General features: G+C 73.1%; 21 protein-coding genes. 11 read left to right on the forward strand and 10 right to left on the reverse strand.

Annotation, left to right across the window (positions count from 1 at the left end):
* Nucleotides 1-11 precede the first annotated feature (11 nt).
* The 5 genes from V4Y04_RS06655 to V4Y04_RS06675 all read right to left on the reverse strand — a co-directional run bounded on the left by V4Y04_RS06655 (nucleotide 12) and on the right by V4Y04_RS06675 (nucleotide 6603).
* Nucleotides 12-1097, reverse strand: a complete 1086-nt coding sequence (locus V4Y04_RS06655; RefSeq protein ID WP_332426361.1) for a Zn-dependent alcohol dehydrogenase — start codon at nucleotides 1095-1097, stop codon at nucleotides 12-14.
* A gap of 121 nt (nucleotides 1098-1218) precedes the next feature.
* On the reverse strand, nucleotides 1219-2607 hold the full coding sequence (locus tag V4Y04_RS06660) for an aldehyde dehydrogenase family protein (RefSeq protein ID WP_332426362.1): 1389 nt from the start codon (nucleotides 2605-2607) through the stop codon (nucleotides 1219-1221).
* Nucleotides 2608-2752: 145 nt separating this feature from the next.
* A complete protein-coding gene (locus V4Y04_RS06665) occupies nucleotides 2753-5047 on the reverse strand; it encodes a molybdopterin oxidoreductase family protein (protein WP_332426363.1) in 2295 nt (764 codons plus the stop codon).
* A 333-nt stretch (nucleotides 5048-5380) separates the two neighbouring features.
* Complete coding sequence (locus V4Y04_RS06670; RefSeq protein WP_332426364.1) at nucleotides 5381-6007, reverse strand: TetR/AcrR family transcriptional regulator; 627 nt, start codon at nucleotides 6005-6007, stop codon at nucleotides 5381-5383.
* Nucleotides 6004-6603, reverse strand: coding sequence for a hypothetical protein (locus tag V4Y04_RS06675; RefSeq protein ID WP_332426365.1), 600 nt, complete (start codon nucleotides 6601-6603; stop codon nucleotides 6004-6006). Before V4Y04_RS06675 ends, V4Y04_RS06670 begins: the two co-directional genes overlap by 4 nt.
* Nucleotides 6604-6894: 291 nt before the next feature.
* Here V4Y04_RS06675 and hmgA point away from each other — a divergent pair, with 291 nt between their 5' ends.
* The 3 genes from hmgA to V4Y04_RS06690 all read left to right on the forward strand — a co-directional run bounded on the left by hmgA (nucleotide 6895) and on the right by V4Y04_RS06690 (nucleotide 10397).
* Nucleotides 6895-8253, forward strand: a complete 1359-nt coding sequence (hmgA, locus tag V4Y04_RS06680) for a homogentisate 1,2-dioxygenase (RefSeq protein WP_332426366.1) — start codon at nucleotides 6895-6897, stop codon at nucleotides 8251-8253.
* A 118-nt stretch (nucleotides 8254-8371) separates the two neighbouring features.
* Nucleotides 8372-9121: a GntR family transcriptional regulator gene (locus V4Y04_RS06685; protein WP_332426367.1), complete on the forward strand. Its 750-nt coding sequence runs from the start codon at nucleotides 8372-8374 to the stop codon at nucleotides 9119-9121.
* 25 nt (nucleotides 9122-9146) lie between these two features.
* The gene (locus V4Y04_RS06690) at nucleotides 9147-10397 is read left to right on the forward strand and encodes a type ISP restriction/modification enzyme (RefSeq protein ID WP_332426368.1); all 1251 of its coding nucleotides are present in this window, start codon (nucleotides 9147-9149) and stop codon (nucleotides 10395-10397) included.
* Nucleotides 10398-11324: 927 nt separating this feature from the next.
* Here the strand turns inward: V4Y04_RS06690 and V4Y04_RS06695 are convergent.
* The 3 genes from V4Y04_RS06695 to V4Y04_RS06705 form a co-directional block, all read right to left on the reverse strand.
* Nucleotides 11325-11597: a hypothetical protein gene (locus V4Y04_RS06695; RefSeq protein WP_332426369.1), complete on the reverse strand. Its 273-nt coding sequence runs from the start codon at nucleotides 11595-11597 to the stop codon at nucleotides 11325-11327.
* Nucleotides 11598-11723: 126 nt separating this feature from the next.
* Nucleotides 11724-12575: an anti-sigma factor gene (locus V4Y04_RS06700; protein ID WP_332426370.1), complete on the reverse strand. Its 852-nt coding sequence runs from the start codon at nucleotides 12573-12575 to the stop codon at nucleotides 11724-11726.
* Nucleotides 12572-13117 (reverse strand): sigma-70 family RNA polymerase sigma factor, encoded by a 546-nt coding sequence (locus tag V4Y04_RS06705; protein ID WP_332426371.1) that lies wholly within the window; start codon nucleotides 13115-13117, stop codon nucleotides 12572-12574. Before V4Y04_RS06705 ends, V4Y04_RS06700 begins: the two co-directional genes overlap by 4 nt.
* Nucleotides 13118-13357: 240 nt before the next feature.
* Between V4Y04_RS06705 and V4Y04_RS06710 the strand changes: the two genes are divergently transcribed.
* From V4Y04_RS06710 to V4Y04_RS06725, 4 genes are all read left to right on the forward strand, one after another.
* Nucleotides 13358-14890, forward strand: coding sequence for a DUF4331 domain-containing protein (locus V4Y04_RS06710; RefSeq protein WP_332426372.1), 1533 nt, complete (start codon nucleotides 13358-13360; stop codon nucleotides 14888-14890).
* 197 nt (nucleotides 14891-15087) lie between these two features.
* The gene (locus V4Y04_RS06715) at nucleotides 15088-16905 is read left to right on the forward strand and encodes a tetratricopeptide repeat protein (protein ID WP_332426373.1); all 1818 of its coding nucleotides are present in this window, start codon (nucleotides 15088-15090) and stop codon (nucleotides 16903-16905) included.
* Nucleotides 16902-18533: an urease accessory protein UreH domain-containing protein gene (locus tag V4Y04_RS06720; RefSeq protein WP_332426374.1), complete on the forward strand. Its 1632-nt coding sequence runs from the start codon at nucleotides 16902-16904 to the stop codon at nucleotides 18531-18533. The genes V4Y04_RS06715 and V4Y04_RS06720 overlap by 4 nt, the downstream gene beginning before the upstream one ends.
* Before the next feature lie 51 nt (nucleotides 18534-18584).
* A complete protein-coding gene (locus tag V4Y04_RS06725) occupies nucleotides 18585-20285 on the forward strand; it encodes a serine/threonine-protein kinase (RefSeq protein WP_332426375.1) in 1701 nt (566 codons plus the stop codon).
* Nucleotides 20286-20332: 47 nt separating this feature from the next.
* Here V4Y04_RS06725 and V4Y04_RS06730 read toward each other — a convergent pair whose 3' ends face one another.
* Entirely contained in the window at nucleotides 20333-21139 is an 807-nt protein-coding gene (locus V4Y04_RS06730; protein WP_332426376.1) for an SGNH/GDSL hydrolase family protein, read from the reverse strand.
* An 835-nt stretch (nucleotides 21140-21974) separates the two neighbouring features.
* On the opposite strand from V4Y04_RS06730, the gene V4Y04_RS06735 reads away from it, so the two are divergent.
* The 4 genes from V4Y04_RS06735 (at nucleotide 21975) to V4Y04_RS06750 (ending at nucleotide 26015) form a co-directional block, all read left to right on the forward strand.
* Nucleotides 21975-22796: a glycosyltransferase family 2 protein gene (locus tag V4Y04_RS06735; protein ID WP_332426377.1), complete on the forward strand. Its 822-nt coding sequence runs from the start codon at nucleotides 21975-21977 to the stop codon at nucleotides 22794-22796.
* Between the two features lie 209 nt (nucleotides 22797-23005).
* On the forward strand, nucleotides 23006-24022 hold the full coding sequence (locus V4Y04_RS06740; RefSeq protein WP_332432731.1) for a glycosyltransferase family 2 protein: 1017 nt from the start codon (nucleotides 23006-23008) through the stop codon (nucleotides 24020-24022).
* Nucleotides 24015-24815 carry a polysaccharide deacetylase family protein gene (locus V4Y04_RS06745; RefSeq protein ID WP_332426378.1) on the forward strand — a complete coding sequence of 267 codons (801 nt, stop codon included), beginning with the start codon at nucleotides 24015-24017 and terminating at the stop codon, nucleotides 24813-24815. The genes V4Y04_RS06740 and V4Y04_RS06745 overlap by 8 nt, the downstream gene beginning before the upstream one ends.
* Before the next feature lie 102 nt (nucleotides 24816-24917).
* Nucleotides 24918-26015 (forward strand): DUF5925 domain-containing protein, encoded by a 1098-nt coding sequence (locus V4Y04_RS06750; RefSeq protein ID WP_332426379.1) that lies wholly within the window; start codon nucleotides 24918-24920, stop codon nucleotides 26013-26015.
* A gap of 80 nt (nucleotides 26016-26095) precedes the next feature.
* On the opposite strand, the gene V4Y04_RS06755 is transcribed toward V4Y04_RS06750, so the two are convergent.
* A complete protein-coding gene (locus V4Y04_RS06755; RefSeq protein WP_332426380.1) occupies nucleotides 26096-26464 on the reverse strand; it encodes a GntR family transcriptional regulator in 369 nt (122 codons plus the stop codon).
* Nucleotides 26465-26488: the final 24 nt, after the last annotated feature.

Here is a 26488-nt window from a genome sequence, read left to right on the forward strand (position 1 = left end):
AAGGACAGGCTCTAGAAGACCACCAGGGCCCGTCCGCCCTTGCCCGCCAGCATGTTGTCGAAGGCGGCCGGAATGCCGTCCAGGCCGACCCGTTCCGTCACCAGGGCGCCCAGGTCGAACCGGCCGGCCCTGATGTGTCCGGCGAGGACGGGGAGGTCGCGGGCGGGGTCGGAGTTGCCGTAGACGCAGCCGGACAGGGTTCTGCCCCAGTGGAAGATCTCCAGGGCGTTGAAGGTGACCTGCTGGTCCTTGCCGCCGATGCCGACGACCGCGGTGCGTCCGCCGCGCCGGGTGGATTCCCAGGCGGTGCGGATGGTGATCGCTCGGCCCACGCACTCGACGGCCACGTCCACGCCCTGCTTCCCGGTGAGGGCCCGGATCTCGCGGGCGGTGGTGTCCGAGGCCACGACGTACTCGGTCGCCCCGGCGGAGCGGGCCAGTTCCTCCTTCTCCGGGGAGACGTCGACCGCGACGATCGTCGCCGCGCCCGCGATCCGGGCCGCCTGAAGGGCGGCGAGGCCCACTCCCCCGACGCCGAACACGGCGACCGACTCACCGGGCCTGACCTGCGCGCAGTGGTGGACGGCGCCGTAGCCGGTGAGCACGGCGCAGCCGAGCAGGGCGGCGTCGGTGAGCGGCACGCCGTCGGGGGCGGGCAGGACGCAGGACGCGGGCACCACCGTCTCCTCGGCGAAGGCGGCGACGTTCAGCCCGGGGTGGAGCGCGGTGCCGTCGTCGGCACGGTGGGCGTGCACCGCGGCGGCGCCGCTCAGGGCGTCGGCGCACAGCCACACCTCGCCGCGCGCACAGGCGGGGCAGGCACCGCAGGAGGGCGCCCAGTTGAGGACGACGCCGTCGCCGGGCGCGACGTGGGTGACGCCCTCGCCGACGGAGACGACCGTGCCGGCCCCCTCATGACCCAGCACCGCCGGGACCGGGAGGCGCATGGTGCCGTTGGTCAGGGACAGGTCGGAGTGGCAGACCCCGGCTGCGGCGAGCCGGACCCGGACCTTCCCGGGGCCGGGCTCGGGCAGATCGATCTCCGTGATCTCCAACGGGGCGTCGACGGCGGACAGTACGGCGGCGCGGACAACCATGGCGATGGAACTCCCCTGGATCTGGAGGGACTTGGTCAGTACTCGAGGAACGGGGCCCGCTTCGGTTCCGAGCCGGGTCGGAACCGAAGCGGAACCGGCTCGGAATCAGGTCGGAACCGGCTCAGAACTGGAGGGACTTGGTCTGGAGGTACTCGGTCAGGCCGTGCACGCCGAGTTCGCGGCCCACGCCCGACTGCTTGTAACCGCCGAAGGGCGCGAGGGGGTTGAAGCGGCCGCCGTTGATGTCGACCTGGCCGGTCTCCATGCGGCGGGCGAACGCCGTCGCCTGCGCCTCGTCGGCGGCCCAGACCGCGCCGGCGAGTCCGTAGACGGTGCCGTTGGCGATGCGCAGGGCGTCCTCCTCGTCCTCGTAGCGCAGGACGGACAGGACGGGGCCGAAGATCTCCTCCTGGGCGATGGTCATGTCCGGGGTGACGTCGGCGAAGACGGTGGGGCTGACGAAGCAGCCCTGCTCGCGCGGCGCGTCGGGGCCGCCGGCGACCAGGCGCGCTCCCTCGGCGACGCCCTTCTCGATGTAACCGCGCACCCGTTCCTGCTGCTTGGCGTTGACGAGGGGGCCGATACGGTCGCCGTACTTGGCCGCGGCGGCCGCGGCGAGCTCGACGGCCTCGTCGTACTGGTCGCGGTGGACCAGCATGCGGGTCCAGGCGCTGCACGTCTGACCGGAGTTGGACATCACGTTGGCGACCCCGACGTTGACCGCCCGTGCCAGGTCGGCGCCGGGGAGGATCACGTTGGCGGACTTGCCGCCGAGTTCGAGGGCGATCTTCTTGACGGCGGCCGCGGCGACGGCGCCGATCCGGCGGCCGACGGCGGTGGAGCCGGTGAAGGAGACCAGGTCGACGCCCGGGTGTTCGGCGAGGGCCTGGCCGGCCACCGGGCCGAGGCCGGTGACCAGGTTGAACACGCCCGCCGGGACACCGGCCTCGTGCACCGCCTCCGCGAAGAGCCGGGCGACCAGCGGGGTGTCCTCGGCGGGCTTGACCACGATCGTGCAGCCGGCGGCGAGGGCCGGGGCGGTCTTGGCGACGATCTGGTGCAGGGGGTAGTTCCAGGGGGTGATCGCGCCGACCACACCGACCGGCTCGTGGAGGACGGTCGAGTTACCCGTCCGCTCCTCGAAGGGGTACGTCGCCGCCAGCTCGGCGTACGAGCCCGCCACCGCGATCGGCACGGCCGCGTGCACGGCCTGCGAGAGCTTCAGGGGTGCTCCGAGTTCGGCGGTCACCGTCCGCGCGATCTCGTCCTGCCGGGCCACCAGCACGTCCCGGAGGGCGGCGAGACGGGCCGCGCGCTCGGCGGGCGCGGTCGCGGCCCAGCCGGGGAGGGCGGCGCGGGCCGCCCGCACGGCGGCGTCCACGTCCTCGACGGTGCCGGCGGGGACGGTGGCGATCACCTGCCCGTCGGCCGGGTCCACGACCTCGATCACGTCCGGGCCGGCAGCGGGGCGCCAGGCCCCGTCGATGTACATGCCGTCGTATGCCTTCATCGCACTTCCTCCGGGGCGGGGCGTCGTCGTCCACCTCATAAACTAGCGGCGCTAATTTAATGACGCCAGGGGGCCACGGCCACCGACCGGCAGCGGCCGATGCGGGTACGAGTGTGTACAAGTGTGTACGGGCGGGGTCGCCGCGTCACTCGTCCGGGTCGGGCAGCTGCGCCGGGACGTCGTGCCCTGCCCCGGACGCGCCCCCGGGTGCGATCCCCGGTGCGATCTCGACGGGCACCCCGTTGAGCACGGCGTTGCCCGACAGCGGGTCGAGGAGACTGCCGTCGAGCAGTTGGTTGACGTTGACGCCGGGGTCGGCCGCCGCGTGCCGCAGCCGGGTGCCGGGCCGGTCGTGGCCCCAACCGTGCGGCAGGCTCACCACGCCCCGGCGCAGCCCGTCGGTCACTTCGGCGGGCGCGGTCACCTCTCCCCCGGCGCCCCGGACGCGTACCGGCTGTCCGTCCCGGACGCCGAGGCGTTCGGCGTCGTCGGGGTGGATCTGCAGCGTGCACCGGTTGCTGCCGCCGGTGAGGGCGGGCACGTTGTGCATCCAGCTGTTGTTGGAGCGCAGATGGCGGCGGCCGACCAGGACGAAGCCGTCGGGGCGTTCGTCGAGGGCGGCGCGCAGCCGGGGGAGGTCGGCGGCGATCGGTTCCGGCAGGAGCTCCACCCGCCCGCTGCGGGTCTTCAAGGGCTGCGGGAGGCGGGGGCTCAGGGGTCCGAGGTCGATGCCGTGCGGGTGGGCGAGCAGCCGGTCGAGGGTGAGGCCGTCCGGGTCGGCGCCGAAGCCGTCGCCATAGGGGCCGAGGCGGAGCATCATGTCCAGCCGCCGCTCGGGGCCGTCGTGGCCGGTGAGCAGCCCCGCGAGTTCCTCCGGGTCGCGGCCGTGCACCGGGGAGTGCGGGTCCTTCACCGCCCTGCCGAGGGTCTGGTCGACGACCAGCCGGTCGACGGCCGCCGGGTCGGCGCCGTGCCGGCCGGTGGCGGCGAGGACGAGCCGGGCCAGGATCTCGGTCTCCGGCATGCGACCGGGTTCCGGCGGGAGGGCGGGGCGGGTGTAGCGGACCTGGTTGCGTACGGCGAGGGTGTTGAAGGCGAAGTCGTGGTGCGGGCTCTGCGCGGGCGGGGGCGGCGGCAGGACGACGTGGGCGTGGCGCGAGGTCTCGTTGAGGTACGGGTCGACGCTGACCATGAAGTCGAGACAGCCGAGGGCCTTGTCCAGGCGGTCGCCGTCGGGTGCGGACAGGACCGGGTTGGCGGCGACGGCGATGAGGGCGCGCAGCGGTTCGCCTTCCTCGGTGGCGGTGTCGATCTCCTCGGCGAGGGCGGAGAGCGGCAGTTCGCCCTTGGCCTCGGGGTGCCGGCTCACCCGGGAGTGCCAGCGTCCGAGGGCGAAGCCGCGGCCGGGTCCGGCGGGGCGCGGGGTCCTGTCGGTGGCGGCACGGGGGAAGAGTGCGCCGCCGGGCCGGTCGAGGTTGCCGGTGAGGATGTTGAGGACGTCGACGAGCCAGCTGGCCAGGGTGCCGTGCGGGACGGTGCAGCTGCCGATGCGGCCGTAGACGGCGGCGGTGGGGGCGGCGGCGAGTTCGCGGGCGAGGGTGCGGATGGTGTCCGCGTCGACGTCGCAGGCAGGGGCGACGGCCTCGGGGGTGAAGTCCTGGACGGCGTCGGCGAGTTCGGCGACACCTTGCACATGGGGAGCACAGTCCCCCAGGTCGATGAGGTGCTCCTCGACGAGCACGGATGCCATCGCCGCGAGCAGCAGGGCGTCGGTGCCGGGCCGGATGGCGATGTGCCGGTCGGCGAGGCGGGCGGTGCGGGTGCGGCGCGGATCGACGACGGTGAGGGTGCCGCCACGGGCCCTGAGCGCCCTGAGGCGGCCGGGGAAGTCGGGTGCCGTGCACAGACTCCCGTTGGATTCCAGGGGGTTGGCGCCGATCAGCAGCAGGTGGTCGGTGCGGTCGAGGTCGGGCACGGGGATCGCGTTGGCGTCGCCGAAGAGAAGTCCGCTGGACACGTGCTTGGGCATCTGGTCGACGGTGGAGGCGGTGAAGAGGCTGCGGGTGCCGAGCCCGGCGATCAGGACGGGCGGGTAGAGGGCGCCGGCCACGGTGTGCACGTTGGGGTTCCCGAGGACGACTCCGACGGCGTTCGGACCGTGGCGTTCGACGACGGGCCGGATACCGGCTGCGACCGCGTCGAACGCCTCCTCCCAACTGGCCTCGCGCAACACGCCGTCGACCCGGACGAGCGGGCCGCGCAGCCGGTCGGGGTCGGCGTCGACGGCGGGGAAGGAGGCGCCCTTGGGGCAGATGAACCCCTTGCTGAAGACGTCGTCGCGGTCACCCCGGGCGCCGGTGACCCTGCCTTCGTCGAGGGTGAGGGTCAGGCCGCAGGTGGCCTCGCACAGGGGGCAGATACGAAGGGCGGTGCGGGACATGGGACCTCCCGGGTACGGCGGCGGTGACGCACGGACAGGCGGGCGGAGGGGCAGGCGCGGAGACAGCCGGACGGACCGGCCGACGGACCGGCCGACGGACCGGCCGACGGACCGGCCGACGGACCGGCCGACGGACCGGCCGACGGACCGGCCGACGGACCGGCCGACGGACCGGCCGACGGACCGGCCGACGGACCGAGCATACCGACCGGTACGCATGTACGGGAGCCCCGTACCGGTTCGTTCTCGGCCGAACGGCAGGGGCCCGTCGCGGGCCGACGGCCGGTTCGCCGCCCGGCCCCGCGGCGAGAGGCGGGCAGACCGGCTTCCGGATCAGTCCAGTACGCGTGCCAGATAGGCCCGCAGCATCTCCCTCAGTTCGGCGATGATCTCCTCGTCGCCCTCGGGCGCCATCCGGAAGGCGAGGTGGACGAGGGCGTCTGCGGTCTCGACGGCGATGAGGAAGCCACGGCGCAGTTCCTCGTCCGGTTCGCGGTCCAGGTGGCCGGACAGCAGGTCGGTGAGGTGGTCGGCGACGCGGTGGTTGGGTTCGGTCCGGCGGGTGCCGACGGGAATCTGGTTGCCGAAGTCGACCAGGGAGAAGCCGGGCGCGGTGCGCTTCATGTCCAGGTACTCGTCGAGCACGACGTCCATGGCCTGCCGCCAGCCCGGGTCGCCGGTGACCGCCTTCAGGTGGTCGGTTACCTGCCGCGTGAAGCGCTCCAGGTTGCGCTGGGCCAGCGCGTCGGCCATCTCACGCTTGTTGCCGAAGAAGCGGTAGACGGAGCCGATGGGCACACCGGCGCGCTGCGCGACGGCGCGGGTACTCAGGGCGTCGTAGCCGACCTCGTCGAGGAGCGCGGCGCAGGCGTCCAGGATTCCGGCCAGCCGTTCGGTGCTGCGGCGCTGCACCGGCGCGCGGCGCAGCGAGGTCGCGTGGGACACGGGCACGGGCTTCATTCTGCCCTTCGGTCCCGGTCGGGTGAATCCCGGCCCCCGGCGGGGCCGGGGCCCGCCGCTCCTCGCTCCGTCACGGTCGGGGCCGCGGTGGGGCTCGGCTCCGAGACCGTGATGTCGGCCGTGCTCTCCACCGGCTTTCCGCCCACGGCCCACACCGAGTCGTCGTCCGCGTAGAGGCGGACGGTGACCTGGTGCGTGCCGCGCGGGACGGTGTGCGCGGAGAGGTGGTGGCCGGGTGCGCGCAGCAGGGCGACGAGGCGGTCGTTCACGTAGAGGTGCGCGAGGCCGCGGCCGGGCACCGCCCGGCCGGCGGTGCCGTCCGGCGAGAAGCGGAAGTTGCGTATGCGCAGTCGTACGTCCCAGCCGCCGCCGGTGTCGGGCGTGACCTCTACGCCGACCTCGGGGGCACCCTCCTCGTCCACCTCGCGGTAGGGCCGGCCCTCGTCGTCCCGCTCCTCCAGGAGTTCGCCCACCGGCGACGGCGAGCCGGCACCCTGCTCCTCTTCCTGGCCGGCGCGCGAGCCGCAGCCCGCGGATCCGGCCAGCAGTACGCCGCACACCGCGAGCGCGGTGATCAGCCTCCCCGTCCACACCATGCGGGGGAGCTTAGAACAGGCGTCCGGTCGCACGGATCCCCCTGAAGTCGGGTTCCGCATCCTCCGCCGAGAGGAGGGCTGGGGCACTACGGGAGGAGGGCGACAGTCGGGCCGGCGCGAGACCGGAGGGGCACGAGACCGGAGGGGCACGAGACCGGAGGGGCGCGGGCGGCATCCGGGAAGGGAGGGGACCACCGTATTTCAGGAGACGATGTCGCGCGGTCCTCTTGCGCCGGGGAAATCGCAATCCTACGGTGATCCATAGGAATCGCACGCAAGGGAGCAGCGAAGATGAGCGATGGGGGCACCGCCCGCGCGAGCGCATTCGAGCGTGGGGGAGCGCGCGAGGCCGCCGAGGGACTCGGTCACCTCTCCGGTTTCGGCAACGAGCACAGCTCCGAGGCGGTCCCGGGCGCCCTGCCCGAGGGACGCAACACTCCGCAGCGCGCACCGCTCGGGCTGTACGCGGAACAGCTGAGCGGTACGGCGTTCACCGAGCCGCGGGCCCACAACCGCCGGTCGTGGCTGTACCGGATCCGTCCGTCGGCCGCGCACCCGGCGTTCACCCGTACGGGCAACGGGGCGATCCGCAGCGCGCCCTTCAACCAGACGGTGCCCGACCCCAACCGCCTGCGGTGGAGCCCGCTGCCCGCACCGGCCGAGGGCACGGACTTCCTGGCCGGTCTGTGGACGCTGGGCGGCAACGGCGACGTCACCCAGCGCGCCGGCATGGCGGTGCATCTCTATTACGCGAACGCGTCGATGGACCGGGTGTTCAGCGATGCCGACGGTGAACTGCTGATCGTCCCGGAGCAGGGCGGGCTGGTGCTGCGGACCGAGTTCGGGCTGCTGCATGTGGAGCCAGGACACATCGCGCTGATTCCCCGTGGGGTGCGCTTCCGGGTGGAGCTTCTGGACGATGTGGCCCGCGGCTATGTGTGCGAGAACTACGGTGCCGCCTTCCGGCTTCCCGAGCTCGGCCCCATCGGCGCCAACGGCCTGGCGAACGCACGGGACTTCCGGGCGCCCGTCGCCGCGTACGAGGACGTCGAGGGGCCGGTGGAGGTGGTGAACAAGTTCTGCGGCAACCTCTGGTCGGCCACCTACGGCCACTCCCCGCTGGATGTCGTCGCCTGGCACGGCAACCATGTGCCGTACGCCTACGATCTGCGCCGCTTCAATGTGATGGGCACCATCTCGTACGACCATCCGGACCCGTCGGTCTTCACCGTGCTGACGGCGCCGAGCGATACGCCGGGGCTGGCGGGGGTGGACTTCGTGGTGTTCGCGCCGCGCTGGCTGGTGGGCGAGGACACCTTCCGGCCGCCGTACTTCCACCGGAACGTGATGAGCGAGTACATGGGCCTGATCGAAGGCGCGTACGACGCGAAGGCGGAGGGGTTCGTGCCGGGCGGCGGCTCGCTGCACAACATGATGTCGGCGCACGGGCCGGACCGGGAGACGTTCGACAGGGCGAGCGCCGCCGAGCTGCGCCCGCAGAAGATCGACGACGGTCTCGCGTTCATGTTCGAGACGCGCTGGCCGATGTCCCTGACACCGCAGGCGGCACGCGCGGAACATCTGCAGCGGCGCTACGACGACGTGTGGCAGGGCCTCGAACGTCATTTCCGCACGGTGCGGTCCGGGTGACCCGGGTCGTCAAGGACGGTCCGGGCGGCCCGGTTCGGCTCCGGGGTGTCACAGCCGGTGACGGTGCACCCCCACGTCTCACATTGCACTGGACGTTCCCGACCGGTACGGATAGCCCGTGACCTCCTTCGCGCCGGATTCGATCGTCCTGAACCGCAAGTTGCCGCTCTGGTACCAGGTGTCGCAGTCGCTGCGTGCCTCGATCCTCGGTCGCTCGGCCCGGGACCCACTGCGCCTGCCCACCGAGGAACAGCTGGCCGGGCACTACGGAGTGAGTGTGCTGACCATGCGGCAGGCGCTGAAGGAGCTGGAGGACGAAGGGCTGATCACCCGGCACCGCCGGCGCGGCACGTTCATCGAGCCCCACGCCCTCCGGGGCGCCCCGGTGCGGCTGCTGGGGTCGGTGGACGCGATCGTGGCCCAGCAGTCCGGCATGACGACCGAACTGTTGGAGCACGGCACCGCGCCGGTGCCGGCCGAACTCGCCGAGTACTTCCCCGGGCTGACGGAGGCGGCGGCCTACCACCGGCTGCGCAGTGACGAGAAGACCGGCGAGCCGACCAACCACGCCCGCAACTACGTCCGTCCGGAACTCGCCGCCCGGATCGACCTGGAGGAGCTGCGGCGTCGGCCGATGACCAAGGTGCTACGGGATGTCGTCGGGGTGGAGATCAGCCGCATCACGGACACCGTCCAGGCGCGGCTCGCGGATCCGGAGACGGCCCGGCTGCTCCGGGTTCCGCTGCTCAGCCCGATCCTGCACTACACCGGCATCACCTACGACACCGACGGCGTCCCTCTGGACGTGGCCGTGATCAACTACCGGGGCGACCGCTTCTCCTTCACCGTGACCCTGGACGCCACCTGACCCCGCCCGCCCGTCGGGTCGTACGATGCCCAGCGTGACGCACGACGACGCTCCGCTGCTGGCGGACCTCATGCCGTGGTCCGTCGCACCGCCACGGCTCGGCCGGGCATGGCCGGCGGCACCCGATCCGGCGGCCCTGAAAGCCCGTTGGGACGCTCTGATGAAGGCCGCGGGACCGGACAGGGAGACCCTGCTGCGGCCGACCCGCTCACGGACCGGGCACACGGCGGTCGGGCGGCTTCCGGGCCGGTCGGGCGGCACGGAGCGACTGACGCGCGCCTCGGGCCCGTGCCCGGAGCCGGTCCGCGTGCTGCGCTCCCCCTTCGACGAGCAGTGGTTGATTCCCGACCAGCGGCTGATCGACGCGGCCCGTCCCGAGCTGTGGCGGGTGGCGGACGAGCGGCAGATCTTCCTCGTCGAGACCGGGACCGCGACGGGACGCGGGGCACGCACACGAGGGGAAAGCACCAGGGGCGGCGCTGCCGGTACCGGCGCCGCCGGTGCCACCGCCGGTCCTCGGCTCCTCGCCACCTCCCTGCTGCCGATGCTCCGTTCCGGCCGGGTCCGCCCGTTGTACCGCCGGCCCGGGGGCGCGGAGCCGAACCTGGCGCCGGGCCTGTCCGAGCACCTGACCGCACACCTCGGCCGGGAGGTACCGGCCGTCGACGTGCTCGCCTGGATGACGGCCGTGGTGCGGCCCGGCCCCGGAGGGCTCGCGGTGCCGCTCACCGGGGACCTCGGCGTGTGGGACGCGGGGGTGGAGGTGGGGCGCCGGATGCTGTGGCTGATGCGGCGCGACGGGGAGCGCCCCCGGCTCCCGGGCGGACGGCGCCCCTACGTCCGCGCCCCGCTCCCGTCCCGCCCGCCGACCGTCCGGTACGACCGCGACGAGGAGGCCCTGCTCTTCGACGAGGGCCGCATCTCGCCGGTGCCGCCGGCGGCCTGGGACTACGAGGTGGCCGGGGTCCCGGTGCTGGAGCAGTGGTGCGCGGCCCGTACGGAGGAGGCCGAGCCGGGGACGCTGGAGGCGATCCGTCCGGTCCGCTGGCCGCAGAGCTGGACGTCGGAGCTGTTGGAGCTGATCACGGTCCTCACCCTGCTCGCCGAACTGCGCCCTCGGCAGGCCGCGTTGGCAGACCGTGCGACGGCCGATCCGATCACGCCGACGGAGTTGCGCCGGGCGGGCGTGCTCCCCGTGCCACGCTCGGCGCACGGGCCCGCCTCGGTCCTGGACGCGCACGAGGAAGGACCGGAGGGCCAGCTCACGCTGATCTGACACGACACACCGCGGATCCGGGCCGCCCCTCCCCGGCCGGGAGACGCGGCCCCGCTCCCGATGGCGTCCCGCCAAGTGGTGCAACCGGTCAATGGACCGGAACTCGCAGGTCGCGGCAGATACCGGCGCCGGCGGGGGACATTCCCGCGGCCCACCCGGGCGCTTGGCGGGCCGCGCCCGCCGGAGAGATCGTCGCGAGCCGAGGACCGGAAGGTGACGCACATGATCGCTTGCACACCACCCGGCGGGACACGACCGCTCCCTGCCGGTCCCCACCGGCTCCGGCCCGCCGGCCCTCGCCAGTGACCGCCGTCGAAGCCGTCGAGTATTCGTTCGAGGGCCGGTCCGAACACCGCATCCGTGGCGGTCGGCCCCACACCCTCCTGCTCTGCGACCAGGGCCGTCGGGTCGGCTGCGCACGGTCGCGGAGCGGAATCCGGTCGGCGCGGTGGCGGAGCGCTACGGGACCTCCTCGGCAACGCTCCTGTGCCAAAAGGGGCGGCCCGACCCATGGCACACCCGGTCGCGGATCGCCGGCCCGGTGCGCGGTACCGGTCGCGGTGCTCGTTCCGCTCGCCGTACGGCGGTACACACTGTACGGCGGTACACGCGGGAGGTCGTGGGACTCACGCCGCACGGGAGGTTGCAGCCGTGGGGCTCACGGGCACGGGCCGGGGCGGCAGGAGCGAGTGCCGGGGAGCGACAGAGCCCGGGGCGGGACGGCAGAAGCCCGCACGCCCCCGGATCACTGCCGGGTGGATCGGGGCGCCGGAAGGAACGGGACCAGGAACGAGGTACCGGAAGGGGTGCCGGAGGAGGACGACGTGCCTGTGCCGGAGCGCACCGGTGGGCGGCGCCGCGCGCCGTGGGGTGACGGGCGGCGCGTGCGCGGTGTCACGCCGGGACGGGGGCCGCCCGAACGCGGGACTAGTGGCTGCCGAAGAGGGAGCGGCGCAGCCGGCGCAGCGGGGCGAAGAGCGAGACACGGCTCGTCCGTGCCCGTGAACCCTTGGCTCCCCGGTCGTGCCTGTCACGCGCTGTCAGTTCGCGCATCAGTGATGTCGCCTCGGCCGCCTCCCGCTGCGGGACGGGGGGTCCCGCCAGTACCGAGAGGTGGCGGTCCAGACGCGTACTGGTCGCGCTGCTTCCGCAGGTGATCGCAGGGACCCTGGCCCTGCTGCGCACCGTTATCTGATCCATGTCACTCCCCACCCGTACGAGTCCGCCCGGCCCGGGCAGGTTAACCCTATCGCCCCGCCCGGGCACTCGCGTATCTCGGTCGCAGGATTCACCTTCCCCATAAGGAGGTTGACGAACACTCGATGGTCACTCTCCGAATCCAACAGCTTTCAGGGCGAGTTGGACGACCGGCTGAGTTGTGGGCTGCGGCGATCCTCCACCCGGTTCGACGGTTACGGCGAGTGACGTCGCGGAGATGTCGAGGTCGGAGGCGACGAGGGGCGCGTCGCTCTCGAAGAGCCCGAGGGAGCGCGGTTGCGCGCCGGGGCGCATGAGCCAGAGCTGACGCACACGTCCGTTCGGCGGGTTGCCGTATCCGCCGAGGGTGACGACGGCGCTCCGCTCCGATGCGGAAGCGATCACTCCGATCGTGCCGCCCCGGGCGTCGCGGCCGCTGCTCGCGAGGGCGTCCGGAGCGGCGAGAACGTGGGCGATCTCACGTCCCCGGTCCCGTTCGGCGGTCAGTTGGTCCTGGGTCCGGTTCGCCTGGACGGCGAACAACGCGGCGACGACGAGGGCAGCGGCGGCGGTGGCCGTCGCGAAGGGCACGAACAGCGGCATCCGGCGCCGTCCGCCGGCCCGCGGTACGGGCCCGGCCCCCCATACGTGGGGCGGGAGTTGCGGTGCCCGCGCGCCCTTCTGCTCCTGGGGCCCGGGAGCGGGAACGGAGGCGGGGGCGGGGTCCTGCGGGGTGGCCCGTACGGCGGCCATGACCCGGTCGCGCAGGGCGGGGGGCGCGGGGGCGGCCGTGGACCAGGCGAGGCGGACGGCGTCCTCGGCGAGGACGCGTACCTCGGCGGCACAGCGACGGCAGGTCGTCAGATGCCGCTCGAAACGGATGCGTTCGGCGGGTTCGAGTGCGTCGAGCGCGTAGGGGGCGGCCAGCGAATGGAGGTCTCCGCGACCCCCGCGGCCCAAGAACCGGTCCAGGAAGCTCATGCGGCACCTCCCAGGCAGTGGCGCAGTCGGGTCAGGCCGTCGCGCATGCGGGTCTTGACCGTACCGAGCGGCAGGGAGAGCCGTTCGGCCACCTCTCGGTAGGTGTAGCCGTCGTAGTAGGCGAGGGTGACCGACTGCCGCTGCAGTGCGGTGAGCCGGTCCAGGCAGCGGCGCACCCACTCGCGTTCGAGGCCGGCCTCGACCTCCTCGGCGACCTGGTCGAACGCGGGCCCGCTGCCGCGCCGGGCGGCTTCGCGCTGCTCGCGCTCGCCTGCCGCGCGGGCACTGCGCACCCGGTCGACGGCCCGGCGGTGGGCGAGGGTGAGCACCCAGGACAGTGCGCTGCCCCGCTCGGGGTCGAACCGGGCGGCGGAGCGCCAGAGCTCGAGCAGCACCTCCTGGACGACCTCCTCCGACTGCGCGGGGTCGCGCACCACTCTTCGCACCAGTCCGTACACCGGCCCGGACACCAGTCCGTACAGCGCCTCGAATGCCTTCTGGTCGCCCCCTGCCACCCGCACCAGAAGCTCGTCCGCCTCCAACGCGCACCCCCCTCTCCCGGCCCCTTCGGGCCACCCGGTCACCCGAGGCATGCACAGCGAGCGCGCCTCCGGATGGGATTACGGATCAACGGACCGAAAACGCGGGTCGAACAGCGAGAAATGCTACGGGCGTTCATCCGCGGCGGACCTGTCGAAACATTTTCGCCTCCCGACCAATCCGGTCCGGGCACGGCTCCGAATCCCTGTGCGTCAGACAAGTTGGCACTGAGGACGGACGGCATGACACCTAACTCCAGGACCGGCGCGGGACGCAGGAACCTCGCGACCCTTATCTGTGGCGCGCTGGCCGCCGGTGGGCTGGCCGCCGCCGGCACGGCAGCGCTGGAACCGGGGGCGGCCGCCGCCTCCAGTCACCGGGAGGCCCCGCTGATCTCGGGCACTCCGCAGTACGACAACACCGACCTGTACGCGTTCGTCAGCCCCGACAAACCGGACACGACGACGATCATCGCGAACTGGATCCCGTTCGAGGAGCCGGCCGGCGGACCGAACTTCTTCACGTTCGCCGAGGACGCGCAGTACGACATCCACATCGACACCAACGGTGACGCGCAGGGTGAGCTGCTGTTCCGCTACACCTTCAGGACACACACGAAGAACGAGAAGACGTTCCTCTACAACACGGGCCCGGTCACCAGCCTGGACGACCCGGACCTCAACATCACGCAGACCTATGACATCGAGCTGCTGAAGCTGAAGGACCAGCATCTGGTGTCCCGTACGAAGATCGCGGACGACGTCCCGGTGGCGCCGTCGAACGTCGGCAAGGCGTCCATGCCGGACTACGACACGCTCCGCAAGCAGGCCGTGCGCGAACTGGCGGGCGGCACCACGACGTTCGCCGGGCAGGCCGACGACCCGTTCTTCCTGGACCTGCGCGTCTTCGACCTGCTGTACGGCGGGAACCTCTCCGAGGTCGGCAACGACACGCTCAAGGGGTACAACGTCAACTCGCTGGCCCTCCAGGTGCCGACGGACATGATCGTCGAGTCGGCGGACCAGCCGGTCGTCGGCATCTGGTCCACGACCCAGCGCAAGAACGCCAAGGGGCAGTTCACCCAGGTGTCGCGGCTGGGCAATCCGCTGGTGAACGAGGTCGTCAACCCGCTGAAGGACAAGGACACGTTCAACGCGTCCGCGCCGTGGGACGACGCGCAGTTCCTGAAGAACGTCACGAACCCGGAACTGCCGAAGCTCATCGAGGCGATCTACAAGATCGAGGCGCCCGCCGAACCGCGGAACGACCTCGTCGACGTCTTCCTCAAGGGCGTCGAAGGGCTCAACCAGCCGCCGCACGTGACGCCGTCGGAGATGCTGCGCCTCAACACGTCGATCGAGCCGGCGGCCGAACCGAAGCGGCTCGGTGTGCTGGACGGCGACAACGCCGGCTTCCCCAACGGGCGCCGGCTGACGGACGACGTGATCGACGCGGCGCTCCAGGTCGTCGAGGGCGAACTGGTCGGCGCGGCGAACGACCTCGGTGACGCGGTCGACGCCAACGACAAGGAGTTCGGCGCCTCGTTCCCGTATCTGGCCAACCCGACGGAGGGGTCGCGCGGTCCGCTCGCCAAGGGTGTGGACAGCGGCAACGACGTACGCAACCAGCTCGGTGACGCGCTGCGGCCGGCCGGGGCCGAGGGCTCCGGCGACACCACCCTGATCGCCGCCTCCGCGGGGGCGGGAGCCTTCGGGATCCTGCTGATCGGCGGGGCCCTGATGTGGTGGCGCAGGATGCGCGGCCGGGCGTACTGAGCCCTCCGCGTCCACCGGAGCGGGGCGGGACCCGGGCTCAGGGCTCCGGCCTTCCCTCCCCCACCGGCAGGCGGGTCTCCGGCCCGCCCCGGCAAGCAGGCGCGGCCCGTCCCCTCCATCCCCACGGCACGGGCCGCGCCGCCGACCCCCGCACCCAGCAGGCAAGCGGGCAAGTGAGCAAGCAACCGAGGAGAGGCATGCCTCCGCGTACGAACGACCACGCCCCGGAGAGCGGCCGGGACACCGGGCCGGCGGAGCCCACAGGGCTGTCCGGGCCCTCCGCATCCGCGGTGACCGCCGCACCGCCGGACCCCACGGACACGCGGCCGGACGCCGACGACCGGGCCGACGCCCGCACCGACACCGGGTCCGAGGCCGTCACCCACACTCAGCCGGGGGCCGAGGCCGAGGCCGAGGCCAGGACCGAGGCCGGGACCGGGACCAGGACCGGGGCCAGGACCGAGGCCGGGGCCAGGACCGAGGCCGAGACCGGAACCGAGGCCGAGACCGAGGCCAGGACCGAGGCCAGGACCGAGGCCGGAACCGAGGCCGGAACCGAGGCCACCGTCCGCCCTGGGTCCGGGACCGAGACCGCCGGGTCCGGCCCGGGAGCCTCCCCGCCCGGCGTGCGCGTGGCCTCTCTGCGCCGGTTCTCCGCCGCCGCGCGCCGCTCGCGCGGGGCGCATCTCACGGTGTGCGCCGTGTTGCTGGCGGTCGCGATGACCGCCGGGGCGGTCGCCGTCGGCGGCCGGGACGGAGCACAGCCCGGAGCGCGGGCCGGCACCGATGCCGCTCCCGCGGCCGGGGCGCGCTCGGCCGGTGTACTCGCCGGGGGTGACCTGGACGCGGGGATCCGTGCCCTGCAGTCCCATCTCCGCGCCCAGCCACGGGACGTCAGTGCCTGGGCGAACCTGGGGCTCGCCTACGTCGAGCAGGCGCGGACCAAGGGGGACCCGTCACGCTACCCGCAGGCCGATCGGGCGTTCGACCGCTCCCTCGCACTCGAATCCGGCAATGAACAGGCCCTGGCAGGCCGTGCCGCTCTCGCCGCGGCCCGGCACGACTTCTCCGGCGCCCTGAAGTACGCCGACCGGGCCCTGGAACAGAACCCCTACAGCGAGCGCGCCCTGTCCTCCCGTATCGACGCCCTCGTGGAGCTCGGCCGGTACGACGAGGCCGCCGAGGCCGCCGACACGGCGGACAGCAGGCGGCCGGGGGTGCCCGTCTTCACGCGGTACGCGTACGTGCGGGAACTGCGCGGCGACGTGCGGACCGCGCGCGAGGTGCTGGAGCGGGCCCTGGAGGGCGCGTCCGCGCCCGCCGATGTGGCGTACGTGGCGACCGCGCTCGGCCAACTGGCCTGGAACCAGGGCGACCACGAGACCGCGCTCACCCACTTCGCCCGTGCCCTCGCCGCCGACGAGAACCACCTTCCCGCGTTGGAGGGCCGGGCCCGCGCACAGGCCGCGAACGGTGACCGCGCGGGAGCGATCGGGACGCTGGAACAGGTCGTCGCCCGCTCCCCGCTGCCCGGCCCGCTGGTCGCCCTCGGCGAGCTGTACGAGGCCCGGGGCGCCGACGGCGACCGTACGAAGGCGGCCGACCAGTACGCCCTCGTCGACGCCCAGGCCGCCCTCGCCCGCGCCGGCGGGGTCAACGCCGACCTCGACACCGCGCTCGCCGCCGCAGACCACGGCGACCCCGAAACGGCCCTGCGCGCGGCCCGCGCCGAATGGGACCGCCGGCACAGTGTGCACACCGCGGACGCCCTCGCCTGGGCGTTGCACCGGAGCGGGCGCTCCGAGGAGGCACTCCCCCACGCCCGCCGGGCGACGGCCACCGGCTACCGCAACGCCGCCTTCCTCCACCACCGCGGCATGATCGAGCTCGCCACCGGCCACGACGGCGACGCCCGCCGGTCCCTCACCGCGGCCCTGGAACTGAACCCCGGCTTCTCCCCCCTCGGCGCCCGCGCGGCCCGCGCCGCCCTCCAGGACCTGGAGGCGGCACGGTGAACCTCCGCCACTCCCCGGCCTACGGCGCCGGCAGCCGTCTCGCCACCGGTGCCGCCGTCCTCGCCGCCGTCTGCGCGCTCACGCTGGTCCCGGCGACGGCGGCGAGCGCGCATCCGCTCGGCAACTTCACCGTCAACCGGTACGACGGCCTGGTCGCCGCGCCGGGCGAACTCCGCGTCCACCATGTCGAGGACCTCGCCGAGATCCCGGCCACCCAGGCGAAGCCGGACGTCGAGGCACTGGGCACGGCCGAGTGGGCGCGTCGGCGATGCGCCGGAGCCGCCCGCGACAGCGAGGTCCGGGTGGACGGGCGTACGGTCCCGGTCACCGTGCGGAGCAGCCGCGCGCGGGTGCGCCCCGGTCAGGCCGGGCTCGACACGCTGCGCGTGGAGTGCGGGCTGGCCGCTCCGCTGCCCGAGGACGGCACGGTGGACGTCTCCTTCCGCGGGGCCGGGGCGTCCTCGGGTCCCGGCTGGCGGGAGGTCACCGCCCGCGGTGACCGGATGACGCTGGCCGCGTCGGATGTGCCCGAGACGTCGATGTCGCGTGAACTGACGCACTATCCGGAGGAGTTGCTGTCCTCACCGGCCGACACGGCGACCGCGTCCCTCCGGGTGCGCGCGGGCGGGCCGGCGCTGGCGGGGAAGGACACCGAAGCGCCCGCCGCCTCCGTGCTGCCCCGCGGTGCGGACCGGTGGACCCGTGCCCTCGACGACCTCGTCGCCCGGCACGACCTCACGGCGGGGTTCGCGGCGCTCGCGCTGCTGATCGCGGTGGTTCTCGGCGCGATGCACGCGCTCGCGCCGGGTCACGGCAAAACGCTCATGGCCGCGACGGCGGCGGCCCGGGGCGGCAGGGCCCGACTGCGGGACGTCCTGCCGATGGCCGCCTCGGTGACGGTCACCCACACCCTCGGCGTGGTGGCGCTCGGCCTGCTGGTCACGGCCGGTTCGGCCGCCACGCCCTCGGTCGTGGCCTGGCTCGGCATCGCGAGCGGCGCCCTTGTCACCCTGGCGGGCGCGAGTCTCCTGCGCCGGGCCCTGCGCAACCGGAACGCCGCGCAGGGCCACCCGCATCACCACGGGCACGAACACGGGCATGACCACGACCACGGCCACACGCACGGCCATGACCACGAACATGACCACGGCCACGGGCACGACCACGGGCACCCCCAGGCGGGCGGGGCACACCCCCATCCCACCGAGCGCACCCGCACCGTCGAGCGCACCCGCACCGTCGAGCACACCCACGGGGGTCGTACCCACACCCACGCCGTCGCCCCCACGCTGCGCGGCACCATTCTGCTCGGTCTCGCCGGCGGGCTGGTGCCCAGTCCGTCCGCCGTGGTCGTGCTGGTGGGCGCCGCGGCGCTCGGGCAGGCCTGGTTCGGGTTGCTGCTCGTCGTCGCGTACGGCGTCGGACTGGCTCTCACCCTCACCGCCGCCGGGTACGCCGTGGTGAAGGCGGGCAGCGGCGTGAACCGGCTCCTGGCCCGGCGCCCGCACTGGACCGCACGCCCGGTGGTCGCGCTGGTGCGCCGGAGCGCGCCCCTGGGATCGGCGTTCGTCGTCGTGGCCCTGGGAGCCGGATTGGTGTTCAGGGGGGCGGCATCCGCGCTGGGCTGAGCTACTTTCATGAGGAACCGGAGAATTCGCCCGGATGCGATGGGGGGCGCCATGTCCGAGGAACCGGGCAGTGAGCGGGTGATCGCGGGCCGGTACCGGCTGCTGTCACCGCTGGGCGAGGGCGGCATGGGGACCGTGTGGCGGGCCCGTGACGAGGTGCTGCGCCGCGAGGTCGCCGTCAAGGAGGTCCGCGCCCCGGCCGGGCTGCCGGCGCCCGACGTGGAGCGGATGTACGCCCGGCTGGAGCGGGAGGCGTGGGCGGCCGCCCGGATCGCCGACCGCAATGTGGTGACGGTGTACGACGTGGCGACCGAGGACGGACGCCCATGGATCGTCATGGAGCTGGTCCGCGGCCTGTCCCTGGCCGAGGTGCTGGACGCCGAGGGCCCGCTGGACCCCCAGCGTGCCGCGCACGTCGGCGCGGAGGTCCTCGCCGCGCTGCGCGCCGCGCACGGTGCCGGGGTGCTGCACCGCGATGTGAAGCCCGCCAACGTGCTGATCGCGAACGACGGGCGGATCGTGCTCACCGACTTCGGGATCGCCACGGTCGAGGGCAGCTCCGCGCTGACCATGACCGGTGAGGTGATCGGATCACCCGAGTTCCTCGCCCCGGAACGGGCGCTGGGCCGCACCCCCGGTCCCGAGTCCGACCTCTGGTCGCTCGGCGTGCTGCTGTACGCGGCGGTCGAGGGCGGCTCGCCCTTCCGTCAGGACACCCCGCTGAGCACGCTGCGCGCGATCGTCGACGAGGAGCTGCCGCCCCCGCGCCGGGCGGGTCCGCTGGCCCCGGTCATCGAGGGCCTGTTGCGCAAGGACCCGGCCGAGCGGCTGTCCGCGGTGCGGGCACAGCAGGACCTGCGGCTCGTCGGCGCTGGGGGTACCCCCTCCTGGGGAGGCACACCGGGCGACGGTACAGCGCGCGCCGGTACGACGGGACCGGCCCCGTACGCCCCCACCGTGCCCACCCACGCGTACCCGCACGCGGCACCCGCTCCTCGGCCCGCCCCTGCGGCCCCGACGCAGCCCCCGCCCTCGTCACCGTCCCCGTCCACCGGGGGCACTACGGCCGCCCGTCCCGGGCGCAGCCGTCGGACCGCCGTCGTCCTGGTCACGGGCGTGGCCGTACTGGCCCTGGCGCTGGCCGGTCTGACGTACGCGCTGCTGAACCGTGGGGGCGGTACGGGCGGCACGGACGGCCGTACGGGCGGGGCGAGTTCGTCCGCGCGAACCGGTGACGGCGGCAACGGGACCGGGAACGACGGCACGACCGGGCGGACCGGCGGCCCTGCTCCGGCGACCTCCGGGCACGACGGCGAGGACGGCGAGAAGGAGGGCGGCGAGGAGAGTCCCTCACCGCCGCAGTCGGTGCGGGTGACGGTGAAGGGCACGCACACGGAGTACTCCGGCGCCTGCCCTCCGCCGAAGGAGCAGTCGCCCTCGTTCACGGCGACGTTCACGGTGGGGCGGCTGCCCGCGGAGGTGTCCTACCGCTGGGTGGGCGAGGACGACTCGGTGGCCGACCCGGGATGGCGGACGCTGCCGTTCCCGCAGGGCGGCGGGCGCACGAAGCAGGACACGGTGATCGTGACGACGTACCTGGAGTCCGGGACGTTCGAGAACAGCATCGGGGTGGAGGTGCGGGGGCCCGTGCACACGATGTCGGACCCGGTGCCGTTCTCGGTGACGTGTGAGACGGAGACCCCGCCGGACGGGGCCTACCGCTCTCCCACCGGTTCGGCGGCCGCTCCCTGAGGGGCCTGTGGGGAGCCGACCACGCGGAAGGCGGCTCCCCCGGCGGATCAGGCCGCGTTGTTGAACGCCGGAAGGTAACCGCCGGACTGGCCGGCCGCCTTCGGGTGGTAGGACTCGCCGATGTTGGTCCAGTTCACGCTGTGCAGCCAGGAGCTGCTGGAGCAGATCTCGTGGCCGGTGAACGGGGTGCGCACGTCGGCGAAGGTGAAGCCGTGGGCGTTGACGCGCTGGGCGGTGACGCTGTTGAGGAGGTCGGACGCGTCGTTGATCGCCGCCCGCTTGGCTTCGGAGAGACCGATGCAGGTGGCGCCGAGCTTGTAGAAGCGGGGGTAGCCGAGGACGACGACCTCGGCGTTCGGGGCCCGGTCGCGGATGGCCGAGTAGACGTTGTTGAGCTTGCCGGGCAGCGTCGAGGTGACGTACGACCGCGCGGTGTTGATCCGGGAGATGCAGGTGCTCTCGGACTGGAGCACACAGGTCGTCATGACGTCGGCGAAGCCCGCGTCGTTGCCGCCGACGCTGAGCGAGACGAGACCGGTGCCGGCGCTGAGCGGACCGAGCTGCGACGCCAGAACTTCATCCGTTCGGGCGCCCGAGCAGGCGGTGAAGTCGAAGGACGAGGGTGAGTTGGCGGCTTCCCAGAGGTAGGGGTAGGCCTTCGTGCTGCGCTTGCAGTCGCCGCTGGAGCTGATGTAGCTGCCCGCTCCGACGCCGGAGGAGTAGGAGTCGCCGAGCGCCACATAGCCGTCGGCGGCGGCCTGTTGGGACGCGTGCGCCGCGGTCGCCCCGGTGAGGGCGGTGCCGACGGCGAGGAGGATGGAACCGAGAAGGACGGAAAGCCGGGAACGTCTCATGGAACCTCCTTTAGCAGGATCTCTGCCACAACCTTCATAGCGACTACGCGCGTTGACTGGAAGTGTCCATGCCAAAAACATTGACCACTCTTCAGGAACCCCACAACTTGTTCACCTTGCAACCACCAGAACCCCACCACACCCCCACCACCGGACCATCACCGCCGGCCACCGGAACACCTGTTCAATCCCGGACTAATTCAGGCCTTGAGGCCGTTCGGCCCTTGACGCCCACAACGGGCTGCGTCAGATTGAAGCCCGGCATCCGACGCTTTGGGGGGCAAAGTCGGCCATGCAGACCATCCGCGCCCGCACGCCTCTTCGCGTGAGCCGCCACCGCACGGTCGACGCCGCGCGGCCGGAGCCGCTCGGCCGGAACCAACAGACCGCCTCCGGGGTGTGGTCGCATCCGTGCGCCACGGCGGCATGCTGGTGGACCGGAGGCAACCAGAGATGCACGTAACAGCCAAACCGACAAAAACGTGAGGCCTGCTTTCAGGTCTTGCCATACGGGCTCAATCGTCAATACCGTCATACATCGCAATACATCTCACCCGCATCGGTCCGTCAGTACGCGGCTCAGGGGAGGGCTCAGGACCGCGACGTACCGGCGCGGGGCGCGGTAGGGGGGTGCCGTGCTCGGTGACCGCAATGGGGACCGGGCCGGGCCGCGCGGTCGGCCGGCATGTATCGCGGTCGGCCAGTTTTGCCAGCTCACCCGGCGTGCACGGGGCTCTTTTCGCGTCGTGCACGGGTGAGAACCCCCCTTTCGAACCGGACGAACAGCCGGGCTGCCCAGGGGCGGGCGGCCCACCGGACGAGAGGGACCAGACTCATGAGTTCCGTTCTGCAGCCGGCGACCGCGGACCAGAATCCGCCGGCCACCGGAAAGTACCGGCCCGTCTCCTCGCACCTGGCCATCGCACCGCCGGTGAGCGTGGTGATACCGGCCATGAACGAGGCGGAGAACCTGCCGTACGTCTTCAAGACGCTTCCCGACTGGATCCACGAAGTGGTCCTGGTCGACGGCAACTCCACCGACAACACCGTCGAAGTCGCCCGGGAGTTGTGGCCGGACGTCAAGGTCGTCGAACAGCGCGGCAAGGGCAAGGGGGACGCCCTGAACACCGGGTTCCAGGCCTGCACCGGCGACATCATCGTGATGGTCGACGCGGACGGCTCGGCGGACGGCAACGAGATCGTGTCGTACGTCTCCGCCCTCGTCTCGGGCGCGGACTTCGCCAAGGGGTCCCGCTTCGCCAACGGCGGCGGCACCGACGACATGACCTTCATCCGCAAGCTCGGCAACCGGGTCCTGTGCGGTGTCGTCAACCGCAAGTTCGGCGCCCGCTACACCGATCTCTGCTACGGCTACAACGCGTTCTGGCGGCACTGCCTGGACAAGATCGACCTCGACTGCACCGGCTTCGAGGTCGAGACCCTGATGAACATCCGGGTCGTCAAGGCCGGGCTGAGAGTGCAGGAGATACCGAGCCACGAGTACCTGCGCATCCACGGCGCGAGCAATCTGCGGGCCGTGCGGGACGGGTTCCGCGTCCTCGGGGTGATCCTCGGGGAGCGTTCCAACCGGCGTGCGCTGCGCCGCCGCCCACACCACTCCCCGCTGCTCGACACGGTCCGGGGGAAGGCGTCTTGAACGAGCCCGGCATCACGGGTGCTCCGGACGGGCCGGGCGTCTCCGGCCCGCCCGGAGTACCCGGCACGTCCGGCGGGCCCGGCACGTCCGGCACACCCGGCACGTCCGGCACACCCGGCACATCCGGCACATCCGGCCTGCCCAGCACGTCCGGCACACCCGGCGCGTCCGGCACGTCCGGCGCGTCCGGCGCGTCCGGCATCTCGGTCGTGATCTGTGCCTACACCGAGGACCGCTGGAAGGACGTCCTCGCGGCGGTCGCCTCGGTGCGGGCACAGTCCCGGCCGGCCCTGGAGACCCTGCTGGTCGTGGACCACAACGAGGTGCTGCTGGACCGGCTGTCCAAGGAGTACCGGGACACCGGCGATGTGCGGGTGCTCGCCAACGCGGGCCCCCGGGGCCTGTCCGCGGGCCGCAACACCGGCATCGCCGCCTCCCGCGGCGGGATCGTCGCGTTCCTCGACGACGACGCCGTGGCCGAACGCGACTGGCTCGGACACTTCGCCGAGGCGTACGCCGATCCGCGCGTCATGGCGGTCGGCGGGCGCACCGAACCCCTCTGGGCGTCGGGCCGGCGTCCCGGCTGGTTCCCCGAGGAGTTCGACTGGGTCGTGGGCTGCACCTACCGGGGCCTGCCCCCCGGACGCGTACGGGTGCGCAACGTCCTCGGCGGCAACGCCTCCTTCCGGCGCACCGCCTTCGACGCGGCGGGCGGCTTCGCCACCGGGATCGGACGGGACGGGAACAAGCGTCCGCTGGGCGGGGAGGAGACGGAGCTGTGCATCCGCCTCAGCCACGCCCGGCCCGACGCGGTCCTGCTGATCGACGACCGCGCGGTGATCCACCACCGGGTGCCGAAGGCACGCGAGCACTTCCGCTACTTCCGCACCCGCACCTACGCCGAGGGCCTGTCCAAGGCACTGGTGGCGCGCAGCGTCGGCGCCGGGAAAGGGCTGGAGTCGGAACGCCGGTACACCACGCGGGTCCTGCCGGCCGGGGTGGTGCGAGGGCTGCGGGACGCTCTGCTGGCCCGGCCGGGCGGCGCGGGTCGCGCGGGTGCGATCGTCGCCGGAGTGCTCACGGCGGCGGGCGGATACGTGGTGGGCAGCGTGCGGGCCCGGCGGGGCGGGGTCACGTTCCGCGTGATCGACGTGTCGGACGCGGGGGGCGGGGGGCACCGTCCGGGAGACCTCCCGGCCAGGGAGCGAGGGGGTGTTCGTGACTGACGAACGGGTGCCGATCCTCATGTACCACTCGGTGGCCGCCGACCCCAATGACGCCACCCGCGCGCTGTCCGTGACCCCACGGGCGTTCGCCGAGCAGATGGCGGTGATCGCCGCGCGGGGCCTCACTCCCGTCGACACGGCCGGGCTGGCCGCCTGCTGGCGCACCGGGCGGCCGCTGCCCGCACGGCCGGTCCTCATCACGTTCGACGACGGTTACGAGGGCGTGCACCGCCACGCCCTGCCGGTCCTCGCCGAGCACGGCTTCCCCGCCACGCTGTTCGTCTCCACGGGCTGGCTCCGGGGGCCCCACGACACCGGCGGCGGCCCGGACACCATGCTCGACTGGGACCAGGTCCGCGAACTGGCCGCCACGGGCGTGGAGATCGGCGGCCACAGCCACAGCCACCCGCAGCTCGACCAGCTCGACGCCCGGCGGCTGCGCTCCGAGCTGATCCTGTGCAAGGAGATCGTCTCGGACCAACTGGGCCACGCTCCCACGTCGTTCGCCTATCCCTACGGCTATTCCAGCCGCCGGGTGCGGGAGGCGGTACGGGAGACGGGGTACGCGCAGGCCCTCGCCGTCGGCAACGGACTCGCCCGTCGCACGCAGGGGCCCTACGCACTGCGGCGCGTGACCGTGCGCCGGACGACGGACACCGCCGAGTTCGAGCGGCTGGTGGACGGCCGCGGCCTCACCCGCGTCTTCGCCCGGGACCGGGCCCTGACCAAGGGGTACGCGGTGGTCCGCCGGGCTCGGCACGCACGGCGGCCGGCGGTGCGCTTCCGGGAGTGACACAGGCACACGGCGGCACAGGCACACGGCGTACGTCACGCGCCCCGCGCGCCTCGGGGAAACCGGGTGCGCGGGGGCGCCCGTGTACCCGATCATGGCGGTATGCCTGCGAACCCGCACGACGCACTGCCGATCCGGCTCAACGTCGATGACGGCGACTCCCCGTCCGATGTCGTCGACGCGCTGTTCCTCGGCCGCTTCGCGACGGGCGAGCAGCCGTTCTCGCACGCGGCGAACATCGACCGCGTGCGCTCCGGCGCGACCCTGTTGCCGACGGGTGCCGAGGTGCTGCGGGCCGCCCGGGACGGCGACCGCAGTGCCACCCTGGCCCAGGGCGACGGCTGGACGTTGCTGATCTCCCGTTGGAGCCGGGGCGCCGACGTCACCGTCACCGCGACCACCGCCGAACTCGCGGCGAAGATCCTCGACGAGGCCACAGGCGGCGCGGCCGACGAACCGGAACCGCAGCCGGAGAACGTCACCATGGGCTTCTGGTACGTGTCCCCGCGCCGCGGCCCGCACCGCACCACCCGGCAGATCTCCGCGGGCTCCTGGGACGAGATCCGGCCCAACTACACCGCGCCGGTGGCGGACACCATGGACCGCCTGATGAAGACCACGCCGGAGGACATCGCGGGCCGGCTGCTCCTGCTGCACGGTCCGCCGGGCACCGGGAAGACGTCCGCGCTGCGCACGCTGGCCCGCTCCTGGCGGGACTGGTGCCAGGTGGACTGCGTCCTGGACCCGGAGCGGCTCTTCTCCGACGTCGGCTATCTGATGGACATCGCGATCGGCGAGGAGGACGAGACGACGGGCAAGGGGCGCTGGCGGCTGCTGTTGCTGGAGGACTGCGACGAGCTGATCCGCGGCGAGGCCAAGCACACCGCGGGACAGGCCCTGTCCCGGCTGCTGAACCTCACCGACGGCCTGCTCGGCCAGGGCCGCAACGTCCTGGTGGGCGTCACGACCAACGAGGACCTGGAGCGCCTCCACCCGGCCGTCGTCCGCCCGGGACGCTGTCTCGCCCGGATCGAGGTCGGGTCGCTGACCCGGGCCGAGGCGGTGGACTGGCTGGGCCACGAGGACGGCGTCGGCCGCGAGGGCAACACCCTGGCAGAGCTGTACGCCCTGCGCAGGGGCACCTCCCCGACGGCCCTGCCGCAACCGCGCGGAAACGCGGAGGCGGGGCTGTACTTGTAGGCACGGGGCACAGGGCACAGGGACCGAGCCGGCCACCACTCACTCCCCCCGCTCCCCCGCGCCTGCGCAGCCGCCCGCGGCTACGCCTCGTACGCCGCCCGCAGCGCGTCCCGTGCGGCGGCCAGGGCCGCTTCCTCGTCCAGTCCGAGCCGTCGCGCCCGCTCCGCGTACGCCTGAGCCGCCGCCGCGGCCTCGCGCTCCGCCGCCGAGCCCGCGGCGGCGACGAACGTGCCGTTGCGGCCGCGGGTCTCGATCACGCCGTCCGCCTCCAGCGCGCGGTAGGCCTTGGCCACCGTGTTCGCGGCGAGGCCGAGCTCCTGGGCCAGGCCCCGTACCGTCGGCAGCCGGTGGCCCACCGGCAGCACCCCCGACCGGGCCTGCTCGGAGATCTGGGCCCGCACCTGCTCGTACGGCGGCGCGCTGTCGTCGACATGGATCTTCAAGGTCACGGCCCGATTGTCCCGCACCCGGCA

The organism is Streptomyces sp. P9-A2 (assembly GCF_036634175.1).
Lineage (GTDB): Bacteria > Actinomycetota > Actinomycetes > Streptomycetales > Streptomycetaceae > Streptomyces > Streptomyces pratens.

What these genes read in the sequence shown, in the direction of transcription:
- V4Y04_RS06750 (WP_332426379.1), top strand. Translation starts at nt 24,918, where the DNA reads ATGCCTGCGAACCCGCACGACGCACTGCCGATCCGGCTCAACGTCGAT.
- V4Y04_RS06695 (WP_332426369.1), bottom strand. Translation starts at nt 11,597, where the DNA reads ATGGATCAGATAACGGTGCGCAGCAGGGCCAGGGTCCCTGCGATCACC.
- V4Y04_RS06670 (WP_332426364.1), bottom strand. Translation starts at nt 6,007, where the DNA reads ATGAAGCCCGTGCCCGTGTCCCACGCGACCTCGCTGCGCCGCGCGCCG.
- V4Y04_RS06665 (WP_332426363.1), bottom strand. Translation starts at nt 5,047, where the DNA reads ATGTCCCGCACCGCCCTTCGTATCTGCCCCCTGTGCGAGGCCACCTGC.
- V4Y04_RS06655 (WP_332426361.1), bottom strand. Translation starts at nt 1,097, where the DNA reads ATGGTTGTCCGCGCCGCCGTACTGTCCGCCGTCGACGCCCCGTTGGAG.
- V4Y04_RS06660 (WP_332426362.1), bottom strand. Translation starts at nt 2,607, where the DNA reads ATGAAGGCATACGACGGCATGTACATCGACGGGGCCTGGCGCCCCGCT.
- V4Y04_RS06735 (WP_332426377.1), top strand. Translation starts at nt 21,975, where the DNA reads ATGAGTTCCGTTCTGCAGCCGGCGACCGCGGACCAGAATCCGCCGGCC.
- V4Y04_RS06690 (WP_332426368.1), top strand. Translation starts at nt 9,147, where the DNA reads ATGCCCAGCGTGACGCACGACGACGCTCCGCTGCTGGCGGACCTCATG.
- V4Y04_RS06675 (WP_332426365.1), bottom strand. Translation starts at nt 6,603, where the DNA reads ATGGTGTGGACGGGGAGGCTGATCACCGCGCTCGCGGTGTGCGGCGTA.
- V4Y04_RS06730 (WP_332426376.1), bottom strand. Translation starts at nt 21,139, where the DNA reads ATGAGACGTTCCCGGCTTTCCGTCCTTCTCGGTTCCATCCTCCTCGCC.
- V4Y04_RS06715 (WP_332426373.1), top strand. Translation starts at nt 15,088, where the DNA reads ATGCCTCCGCGTACGAACGACCACGCCCCGGAGAGCGGCCGGGACACC.
- V4Y04_RS06710 (WP_332426372.1), top strand. Translation starts at nt 13,358, where the DNA reads ATGACACCTAACTCCAGGACCGGCGCGGGACGCAGGAACCTCGCGACC.
- V4Y04_RS06725 (WP_332426375.1), top strand. Translation starts at nt 18,585, where the DNA reads ATGTCCGAGGAACCGGGCAGTGAGCGGGTGATCGCGGGCCGGTACCGG.
- hmgA (WP_332426366.1), top strand. Translation starts at nt 6,895, where the DNA reads ATGAGCGATGGGGGCACCGCCCGCGCGAGCGCATTCGAGCGTGGGGGA.
- V4Y04_RS06700 (WP_332426370.1), bottom strand. Translation starts at nt 12,575, where the DNA reads ATGAGCTTCCTGGACCGGTTCTTGGGCCGCGGGGGTCGCGGAGACCTC.